Below are 9,158 nucleotides of genomic sequence, written 5' to 3' on the forward strand. Positions count from 1 at the left end.
TGCATGATAATAGCATTCTAGCCAAGCAAACTCCAGATGGTGTATGGCTTCTGAGTGCTAATTTGGTAATAGGTAAAGGCGCAATATTCCACATCGACCCTACAGACACCAAGTGGCTGAAAATAAATTCAAGAGTTATAGGTGGTTCGATTGCAGCATATTCTGTTGTGATACATGGTAGTCTAAACGTTGACTCAGTTAAGATAACTGGTTGGGACCAGCTAAAGAATTCTTATCCCTTAAGTAATGGTTCAAGAACCGGCCGTGGAACTTATATTTTCGGTACACCTAGACCATCAATTTATGTTGACTACAATGCTACTGGAACTTCAAACATCACAAATTCAGAAATAGCATATTTGGGCTACGAAACTGGTAAACACAAGGGCGGTTCCGGATTAAGCTATTACGGTGGCGATGGAAGCGTAATCCGTAATAACAATATACATAATGTTTATTTTGGCTTCTACTCCATTGGATTAAGCCACGTAGTCATTGAAAATAATATAGTGAGCAATAGTGGTCATTATGGACTTGATCCCCATACCGGTACACATGACCTAATAATTCGAAATAATACGGTTTTCAATAACAATGGGAGCGGTATAATTTGCTCACTTAATTGTTACAATATACTGATTGAGAATAATAAGGTTCATGATAATGCAGGTGACGGAATCGATTTTAGCCGATTTACTTATAATTCTGTTGCAAAGAACAATATCGTCTACGATGAACCCAAGGGGATCTTCATTACCCGATCTCATCATAATCAAGTGTATAACAATTCAGTCTCAAACAGTGTAGATGGAATTAAAGTGGGTTCAGGTTCTAATTTTAACAAGGTGTACGGAAATTCCATAATCAATTCCAAGTCTCATGCGATATTTGTAGATAATGGGTCATCATCAAACACTTTCTATGAAAACAAAATAGTTGGTAACGCTAAGCCTGCCCTAAAGATCGCACAAGACCCCACTTCAAAGAATAATGTTTTTTATAGTAATCATCTTAGTTTGTCGAACATAAGTAGTCCTCAGACCAAGAAACCGAAATTACAATGAATGTGAATAAAATAATATCATATTAGTACCAGGCACTTCATTATGACTTAGGTAGGACCTATTTCTTTAGAGAGGCAGCTGAAGGCGTGTTTTGTATTTTCAGCGAAAATATCCTTGAGATGCTATCATCGATAAAGGACTTGCTGGTAGGCGCTAGCACCTTATATTTGAATGTAATCGTTCCGTTAGCAACTCCTGCAGATGTTGCTTTAAATGTTGGCTTCGAAAGATTTGAACTAAAAACGGATATTTGGGCACCTGGCTTTAGAAGAACAGGTTGAACTTTGCATTTATTTGAACTAGTTTGGTTCTCATGTAGCACGTTGCTATTAAAACTAATAAACATTGGAGAGAGGCAGGTTCCGTTGGCCAGACTGATTGTAGAGGTGGAATTATTGAGTGCCATAGCATTCAAACTAAAGACTGTACCAAGGTAAACCTTTGTAGGATTAGTACGAATATGCAAAAGCTTAACGCCCTTAATATGAAAGTGGGTAGCATTATGAAAAGCTTTTTTGATATCAAAGGTAAAGGATCTGGATGTATTGTCGTTGTAGACTGGTATATCCTTAGTGTTTTGAACTCCGTAATTGAACAGTATAGTTGCATTAACTATTCCCAATGAGGTAGCTTTGTATGAGGTGCCTGATACAATAAATGACTGTTCCTTAGGCATCAAAGTGATCGATTTTTGGGGTGTAGTTGCACATAAACTATCTTTTGAATCTTCCACATTTTTATTGAAATTTATGTGCACTGACTGATTACAAGTACCATTTAGAAAAGTAACTGCAGAGGTAGAATTATTAAAAACGAGAGCCCTAATCACAAATGAATTACCGTTTGTTACTAGTGGTGGATAAGTAACCTGAAGAAGTTTGATACCTCTGATATGGCCGTTAGCTGAGCCAAAATTCGCACTTGACATATTGTGTATATTGAAGGCATAAATCCTCGAGATGTTATCACTTATTGGAGATTTACCATTGGCAGTTTCAACTCTATAGTTAAAAGTAATAGTCGCATTAGTAACCCCAGGTGATGTAGCCCTATATGCAATTCCGGAATTGCGAGTGCTTACTATCGGCGATGACTGCAAAGGCTTCAAAGTAACGTCCTTTGTCGGCGTGGTACATAGTGCAATCCCTTGACTTTCGATCATAACGTTTTTGTTAAAATCTATGGAGACCGGCGAGTTACAAGTACCATTTGGGAATGTAATCACAGAGGTAGAATTATTAAACACTAAACCCCCAATGTTGAACGTACTTCCAACAGACACGGTTGATGGCGCTGTGTGTAATCTTAGAATTTTGACGCCTTTGATTTGATTATGAATTTTTGAGAAAATCAAACCGGCTTTGGAACCTTTGTGGATACCAGCCACGTTTCCGGCTCCTAAGATTGGAAATGCAATTACGGTTAGGAACAACAAAATAATAACAAAAAGTGTCTTATCTGTAGCTAAATCTTCCATTATCAGTATTATGAAAGGTGTTAGATTTTCAACTTATAACCGTTTCTTAAATCCTTCGCACCAAAAGCCTTGTTCAAGCTAGCTTACCCATTGAAAAGTTTTTCGCGTGTCAGTGTTTCTAGCTTTTATCGCAGGCAGGGTGCTGCCTGAAATTTATCCAAGAATACGTGTGCTTATAATGCTGAGTACGTGGTGATGCATCGATACCACGATTGGCACGTCTGATTAAGAGCTCGATACAACTCTTAAACATTCCAATTTTTAATCCACATGACGTTAGGCCGCATCCTTTCGACTTGCTTCTAACATCAAGGGCAAGAAAGAGTCTCGAATACTTCTAGCAGATCCTAAAGAAGCTTAATCAAATTGAAAAGAACTGGCTCAGATGCTACATATCATTTTAGTATGAGTGAATCTCCAATTGCCAACCCATCCATCCCTGTACTATAGAAAGTTGATAGGGCATCAACCGGTGACAGACATATTGGCTGATTCATCACATTCAAGCTAGTATTAGTAACTATTGGAACACCACTTTCATTTTCAAAATTTCTTATCAACCCATAATATAGTTCATTTTGGTGCTTCGAGACTGTCTGTATACGCGCTGTGTTATCTACATGTGTCGGTGTAGGAATTTCCTTTACTTTGTCTGGTTTGACGTTAAATGTTATTGCCATAAACGGAGAATATTTGCAATTAATAAAGTACTCAGAAGCATTTTCCTCTAATACAGAGGGTGCAAACGGTCTAAAGTCTTCTCTAAACTTTACATATTTATTTAGTCTATCTTTCATATCCTTATCTCTTGGATCAGAAATGATAGAGCGGGAACCAAGGGCTCGTGCACCCAATTCCATCCTGCCTTGGAACCATCCAATAATTTTCCTTTGAGAAACGAGATGAGCAACTTCCTTTGAGATATTCTTAACGCGCTCAAAACGAACTTTTGCTCGTGTTAAAACGTATTCTATTTGTTCATTCGAATACTCTGGGCCCCAGAACGGTTTTTGATATTTGTCTATTTTAAACCCATTTTCTTTTGCAATGAGTATGGCCGCTCCCAACGAAAGGCCGTTATCACCGGGAACGCTTGTAAGGTAAATGTTGTCTACAAATTTTGATTCCATTAGTTTCTGGTTCATCAGTACATTTAGAGCAACACCTCCTGCAATACACAAGTTGCGTGAGTTGGTCTTCAGATGCAAGTACTCTAAAAGATGAAGGGCAACCTTCTCAAGATGTTCTTGGGCACTCCTTGCAATATTCTTGTAGTACCCATCTATTGGTACATCTGGAAGACGACGCGGTCTTTCTAACTTGGATAGAAATTTATCTGAAAATAATGGTTCTTGTCTAGGAGGAGTCCTGTTATCTTGGTTGAGGACTAGACATTCAGTATTTAATGAGTAGTCACCCTTAACTCCGTTACCTCCCGGAAGACTAAGTAGCCACGAGAAGTCATTTTTTATGGCATCACTATTACTACGATTACCATAGGCGGAAAGTCCCATTACTTTATACTCGTCGCTATCTCTTTGGAATCCAAGGTATTGAGTTACCATTGAATAGAAGATGCCAAGTGAATCAGGTACCCTAAACTCCTTTAGGACAGAAATTTTTTCGTCTGCCCCATAACAAAGGGTGGTCGATTTTCCCTCTCCTGTCAGATCTGTTGTAATAATCATAGATTCTTCTAATCCTGATGTATAGTAAACGCTAGCAGCGTGTGCCATGTGATGGTCAACGAGCCTCACTTCAGGACAATAACCAAAATTAAATTTGAAGTAGGTCTCCAGGATACCTCTAATATTAGAATAAGTCAGTCCTGGAAACACTACATACGATACGTCATGAATTGAAATATTTGCAAATTCTAGGCAAAATTTTATCGCATTCTTAGGGAGGACTCCGTTTGCGAATTTAATCCTCAGGAATCTTTCTTCTTCTGCAGCAGCAATCAATTTTCCATCTTCAAGCAAGCAAGCTGATGCATCCTGATTCCCAGATCTAACACCGCCGTTTATGCCAAGTATGTACATCTTAGGTACCACCATATGTTCTAATACTTTTCATATCTCGTTTCAGTTCCATAAGTCTAACAAACCTTTCTGAGTTTTATCATAATTTATCTTATAACTATTATTTAACAATCTAACTGTCTGATTATTGGTATTATTCATAATGTCCACATTATTCATATTAATCCGTGGTGTCTGAGGATCCTCTGGGTGGCCATTCCTTTTAGCACTTACTCAATTATTGTACTCCCCTTAAGGGAGTGAAACAGACCCTATTTTGGTCTGTCAAAGGCCATTAGCAAAGTTGTACTACCCGATTACCGCTCTTAGCTATTCCAATATTTTTTAACTTACCGCCACATTTCAACAACATAACTTTGACCTTTTATTCTACCTCATTCATTATCTGTCACGACCATCACTCCTACACCCATTCCCACACATGCGGCATACAGCGTGGTTACCAGTAGCGCTTCACTATTTTATCTACCCATTGGAATCGTCTACATCTGATCTCTTGCCCTCTGTTATCCGATTTCTTAGTAGCAATAGTTATTCACAATATATTGCCCCGCGATAGAATTGTGTTTTGGGTAATTCAGTTTAGCAACCACAATTTAAGTTAAAGCGCATAAATCAACAGCCCGAATATTTATAGACAGAAACAGATATTTAATATCCGTCTTTCTATTCTTTTCTCTCTTACAGATAATATGAAGATCGAAAAGTCTAATCTGTATTACCCTGTAAGCTTCTTACTATAATTCAGTTTGCTCTGCATCTATTGTTGTCTAAGATGTACACCGATTTAATGAATTCTTTAAACGATTCTAGTTGTTAAGTCACACAAATTCCATTTAGGGAATTCTTCAATTTTTCATAAAAAATTGTCCTTAGGGTTACTAAGACGTATTCTAGATTATCTACTTGCGGATTAAAGATCATTTGAGAAAATAAAGTATTGCTATGGCACACAGTGCTAATACAATGAGTATAGCCGGTTATTTGAATTCATCTTCTAGTATCCTTGCTCTTTTTGTCATGCTGAACAAGCCGTCAGTTTTTTGAATTGCTTCATGCTTTGGGCGACCTAAAGCCATGGATTGCAAAAGCAGGTGATTTTCTGGAATGACCATCCCAGTCTGGTCATCCGAATACAAAATTTTGAGAATATCATCCTGAACTCTCAAAGCGTCGCTGTGTATATGCACCATATTTGTATCACCGTGTTTAAACCCCAAGTCCATTGCTTTCTTTCTTACGTCTGCTGTGCTTTTGGCTGAATTCAATATTGCAATTCCAAATTCCTTATGCAATGTTTCAATAACATCCTCCTTTGAAGGGGCTCTGGTCTTAAACCGTATAGCCATTTGGTGAAGATGCATCATCCTTGAAGGTACCTTATATGCTTCTACGAAAAGGTTCGCAGAAGGCAAGAAGGCTTTAACATCATTCTGATGGTGAGGGTCCCGATCCCACTCTATTGAGTCTCTCACATCTTTTGAATCTTCCAAATCAGCCCATCTTCTAACAATGGTAACGTCAAATCTCTTAATTTGATCCCCATACCTCTCAGAGAGTGGCTGCATTATCCTACCCATGCCGGATACGTTACAGCTTCCTTGAATAACATATCTTCGACCATTAGCTAGTGAATAATTGACCCTTGAGTTATGAATCATGTCCGCAACCGAGCGCGAGCCCGATCTATCTTCTCCACCTTGAAAAATAGCTGCTTTTCCCATCGGCTCATAAAGTCTTTTCTTGTTATCGAATCCTCTGCCTTCCACAGCAGCATCCACGACGATATCACTTTGTCTAACAGCATCCTCCACTGTTCCTGAGACATCGTATTTGCGATCTCTAAATTGTTCGAACTTGGCTTCGGGTACATAGACATTCAAGCCATTGTCCAAAGCCTCTTTAGTTTTCTCATCTGCCGAGTACTTGCCGATGCCTATGAGATGAAGATCTTTATCGGAAGAGAGGATAAATGCCAAGCGGCGTCCAATATTACCGTACCCGTTTACAAATACATTAACCACATTGATCACTAGCTGTAAATTTAATTGACTTTTTGCATTTTATATATATTGCTTGAAGACTATCATGGATTTGTATTATCAAACTTCATTAACCTTACCCTTTGTTAAATTATAGAGGACATTTGGACACGTTTAAATAGAAATTCTGAGCTACCTTAGTAGAGGAGTCAGTTTGCTCGAGATCTGCCGCATAAGGTGATCATAGAATGAAATTTCTTGTAGTAGATAATTATGATTCCTTTGTCTACAATATCTCTCAGCGTTTAGGAGAATTGAACATTGAACCCATGGTCATTCGAAGCAACAAAATCACTATGAACGCGGTCAAAACTATGGATCCTGATGCAATAGTCATTTCTCCCGGGCCTGGTCATCCGGCAAACAGGAGGTATTTTGGCATCTGTACCGATATTATAACCGATCAAGGACCTCGGACACCAATTTTGGGAATCTGCTTAGGACATCAAGGGATAATACATGCCTTCGGCGGCCGGATAATCAATGCTAAAAAAATTACACATGGAAAAATTAGCATAATCGAATACAAAATGGAATCAGACGGTCTATTTGAAAAAGTGGCTAATCCCTTTAAAGCAACCCGCTACAATTCCCTGGTCTCAGATAAACAAATTCCATCTTGTCTAGAGGTCACCGCATCATCGCTCGATGATAATGAGATAATGGCCGTTAGACACAAACACTATCTGATTGAAGGTGTGCAATTCCACCCGGAGTCCGTTTTGACAGAAGAAGGACCTAAAATATTCAGGAATTTTATTTCAATGGTGAAAAGATGAGTGGGCGAGTACATACCTTCGGACCTGCGGAATATCATCAGGAAACTAGTGACAAAAACTAACCTTTCTGAAACTGAAGCCCGTTACTCGATGGATCAAATTCTTAGAGGTAGGGCAAGCGAGGCTGCAATTGCCTCATTCTTAATATCACTTCGAATGAAAGGCGAGACCCCGGAGGAACTCTCTGCCATTCTCCAAAGCATAAAGAGTAAAGCCATCACGATCACTCCCAAAGTATCTGGTAGCTTAGTTGATACATGTGGCACTGGAGGAGATGCGATAGGATCTTTTAATATCAGCACAGCTGCAGCTATAATCGCGTGTGCATCTGGCTGTAAAGTGGCAAAACACGGTAACAGATCCGCATCCGGAATGTGCGGCAGCGCAGACTTTCTGGAATACGTCGGAATGAATTTGGACACCTGTACTGACGTTGTGCAAAACGCTATTGAAAATATTGGCATTGGTTTCCTATATGCACCAAAATTCCATCCAGCCATTCTTCAAGTGGCATCGACACGAAAGTCAATAGGTGTAAGAACGGCCTTTAATTTGGTCGGTCCTCTGTGCAACCCATGTACTAACCTTACTGGGCAGCTTGTTGGGGTTTGTGAGCCTTCATTAGTAGACAAGCTCTCTGCAGTAATGCAAACTTCTGGTGCTTCCAAAATCATGATTGCGCATTCCTCAGATGGCTTTGATGAACTTTCTAATACTTGCGAAAATAGGATCACATGGATACTAAACGGCGAAATCAACCGAATTATAGTTCATCCTAAGGACATTGGTATGTCAATTACAAAATCGGAGAATCTTTTAGTGAATTCAGGAGAAGACTCAGTAAGGCACACACTAAGAGTGATATATGGCCTTGGTGATTCGGCTAAGGAGGATATAGCGCTCTTGAATGCTTCGGCCGCATTGGTGATAGGCGACATAGCCGTGGACCTACGGGAAGGTATACAAATAGCACGCCAATCGTTGAGAGAAGGAACCCCGAGGAAAAAATTACACGAGTTGATCAAACGATGTGGTGACTTGGACAAGTTGAGCAGAGCTGAGGACAAGTTTCTTGCTTCGTAGACCTCAATTCATCCGTCTACCTCTTAACTAAAACGAGGAAACCAATCCTGTTGCCACACGTCATGTTGTGGAATAGTTTAGCAGAATTTAACTCTTGATAAGCAAAATTACTTTTGAAAAATACCGATGCATTAAAAATGCTAAGAGTGGAGGCTCGGATAAAAAATAAAGAGCGAGACTAGACTAATGGTCAACACTACCATAGAACTCAACCAAAAACGTCCGCCTTTTGTCCCTGTTACTTTCTCCTTTGCGTGGATTTACCCTTTACGTGACTGGTTTTAACTGTTTGTTTTCGGCTTGCTGCTTTAACCTTTGCTACTTTCTTCCCCCCGAACATCTTAGTTCCGCAAACGGTGCAAATCCCAGAAATTGCTCGTTGACCATTTTTCATAGTTATCAACTTCTCATCCTTCATGTCTCGCTTCGACCTACATTTCACACAATAAGCCTGTGTCGTCAACTTAAAGTAAATTCTCATGCCAGAATATAAGAATAGCTGTTTTTTGCCCTGTTACTGGACAATATTCATCCTAAAGGTATACATTTTGAAAAATCTCTGGCGCTGATCTGTTGAAAATCTTGACAAGATTTTCTTTTATATATTGTAAAATTTACAAAAATGTTGATGTAGAATAGGTCACGACAGAGGGACTTCCATTATATTTTTA

The 9,158-nt window shown here is 39.2% G+C and carries 7 protein-coding genes; 3 read left to right on the plus strand and 4 right to left on the minus strand.

The window, feature by feature from the left end:
- On the plus strand, nucleotides 1-1,064 hold a 1,064-nt coding region (locus DYY65_RS07865; protein ID WP_162477422.1), incomplete at its 5' end, for a right-handed parallel beta-helix repeat-containing protein.
- Nucleotides 1,065-1,122: 58 nt separating this feature from the next.
- Here DYY65_RS07865 and DYY65_RS07870 read toward each other — a convergent pair.
- From DYY65_RS07870 to DYY65_RS07880, 3 genes are all read right to left on the minus strand, one after another.
- Complete coding sequence (locus DYY65_RS07870; protein ID WP_162477423.1) at nucleotides 1,123-2,541, minus strand: hypothetical protein; 1,419 nt, start codon at nucleotides 2,539-2,541, stop codon at nucleotides 1,123-1,125.
- Between the two features lie 395 nt (nucleotides 2,542-2,936).
- The gene (locus tag DYY65_RS07875; RefSeq protein ID WP_162477424.1) at nucleotides 2,937-4,598 is read right to left on the minus strand and encodes a carbamoyltransferase family protein; all 1,662 of its coding nucleotides are present in this window, start codon (nucleotides 4,596-4,598) and stop codon (nucleotides 2,937-2,939) included.
- Nucleotides 4,599-5,563: 965 nt separating this feature from the next.
- Nucleotides 5,564-6,607, minus strand: coding sequence for a type II glyceraldehyde-3-phosphate dehydrogenase (locus tag DYY65_RS07880; protein ID WP_370519328.1), 1,044 nt, complete (start codon nucleotides 6,605-6,607; stop codon nucleotides 5,564-5,566).
- A gap of 206 nt (nucleotides 6,608-6,813) precedes the next feature.
- On the opposite strand from DYY65_RS07880, the gene DYY65_RS07885 reads away from it, so the two are divergent.
- Both DYY65_RS07885 and trpD read left to right on the plus strand, forming a co-directional pair.
- Nucleotides 6,814-7,404 (plus strand): anthranilate synthase component II, encoded by a 591-nt coding sequence (locus DYY65_RS07885; RefSeq protein ID WP_162477425.1) that lies wholly within the window; start codon nucleotides 6,814-6,816, stop codon nucleotides 7,402-7,404.
- Nucleotides 7,405-8,487: an anthranilate phosphoribosyltransferase gene (trpD, locus tag DYY65_RS07890; protein ID WP_162477426.1), complete on the plus strand. Its 1,083-nt coding sequence runs from the start codon at nucleotides 7,405-7,407 to the stop codon at nucleotides 8,485-8,487. It begins immediately after the preceding gene.
- Nucleotides 8,488-8,725: 238 nt separating this feature from the next.
- On the opposite strand, the gene DYY65_RS07895 is transcribed toward trpD, so the two are convergent.
- Entirely contained in the window at nucleotides 8,726-8,950 is a 225-nt protein-coding gene (locus tag DYY65_RS07895) for a DUF5679 domain-containing protein (protein ID WP_201449406.1), read from the minus strand.
- Nucleotides 8,951-9,158 lie beyond the last annotated feature (208 nt).

The organism is Nitrososphaera sp. AFS (genome assembly GCF_009898475.1).
Taxonomy (GTDB): Archaea; Thermoproteota; Nitrososphaeria; order Nitrososphaerales; family Nitrososphaeraceae; genus Nitrosopolaris.

Coding starts and splice junctions, on each gene's coding strand:
- DYY65_RS07870 (WP_162477423.1), bottom strand. CDS start 2,541: ATGGAAGATTTAGCTACAGATAAGACACTTTTTGTTATTATTTTGTTG.
- DYY65_RS07875 (WP_162477424.1), bottom strand. CDS start 4,598: ATGGTGGTACCTAAGATGTACATACTTGGCATAAACGGCGGTGTTAGA.
- DYY65_RS07885 (WP_162477425.1), top strand. CDS start 6,814: ATGAAATTTCTTGTAGTAGATAATTATGATTCCTTTGTCTACAATATC.